The sequence below is a fragment of the Streptomyces sp. MnatMP-M17 genome (assembly GCF_900091995.1).
In the GTDB taxonomy this organism is placed as follows: domain Bacteria; phylum Actinomycetota; class Actinomycetes; order Streptomycetales; family Streptomycetaceae; genus Streptomyces.
In genome coordinates, this window is sequence record NZ_FMDK01001188.1 from 1 (window position 1) to 1211 (window position 1211).

Here is a 1211-nt window from a genome sequence, read left to right on the forward strand (position 1 = left end):
GCGGGACGGGTGCCCCCACCCGTCCCGCCCATCCTCACTGCCCCGCCCGACGACACACCTCCTGTACGAAGCCCCACGCCACCGAAGCCTCCGCGCCACCGAAGCCCCACATCACCGAAGCCACCTCACCGCTGAAGAAACGGCCCCGATCGGACGCCCCGACATGACCACCACCCTCCTGGCCCGCGGACTCCGCGCCCGCACCCTCGTCACCGCGCTGCTCGCCTGCCTCCTCGCCTGCCTTCTCGCCCTCACCGCGGCTCCCGGCGCCCACGCGTCGGCCCCGGCCGAGGACGGCAAGGGCCGTACCACCTTCGGCGTGCAGCCCTCCGGCCCCAAGAAGCCGGACCGGCGCAGCGGCTTCTCGTACAGCGCCACGCCCGGTGCCACGGTCCAGGACCATCTCGCCGTCCTCAACCACAGCACCAAGCCGCTGAAGCTGAAGGTCTACGCGAGCGACGCGTTCAACACCGCCGACGGCGGATTCGACCTGCTGGCCGCGGGACGTCCGTCGAAGGACGCCGGCACCTGGGTCGCGGTCAAGAAGAGCAGTGTGGTCATCCCGGCCCGCTCGCGCGCCATCGTGCCCTTCACACTGACCGTTCCGCGCGGTGCGAGCCCGGGTGATCACGCCGCGGGCATCGTCGCCGCGCTCAGCTCGTCGGGCACCGGTGCCGAAGGCGACCGGGTCGCCGTGGAGCAGCGCGTCGGGGCGCGCGTCCACATCAGGGTGGCCGGCGAGCTCAAGCCGAAGCTCACCGTGGAGAACCTGAAGGCGGCCTACGACGGAACGTTCAATCCGTTCGGCGGCGGCTCGGCCACGGTGACGTACACGGTGCGCAACACCGGGAACGTACGGCTCGGCGCGCGGCAGACCGTACGGGTGCGCAACGCGGTCACCGGACCGGTGCGCGCGCCCGGCGTCCATGACATCAAGGAGCTGCTGCCGGGCAACTCCGTCACTGTGACCGCCTCCGTGCGTGATCTGTTCCCGGCCCTGCGGTCGACGGCGACGGTGACCGTCGATCCGGTCCCGGTGAGCGGTGACATCGATCCCGCCCTGCCCGGTGCCACCCACTCGGCCGGTTTCTGGACCGTGCCCTGGGCGCTCTTCGCCCTGCTGCTGGTTCTCGCGGCGGGCGTCGCGGTGTGGCTGCGGCAGCGCCGCCGGCGCGGGCGTCCCACGCGGCCCGCCGCCTCCGAATCCCTCT

Annotated in this window: 1 protein-coding gene; it reads left to right on the forward strand. The window is 72.5% G+C overall.

The window, feature by feature from the left end; genetic code table 11:
• Positions 1 to 163: 163 nt before the first annotated feature.
• On the forward strand, positions 164 to 1211 hold a 1048-nt coding region (locus GA0115259_RS37635), incomplete at its 3' end, for a WxL protein peptidoglycan domain-containing protein (RefSeq protein ID WP_093605067.1).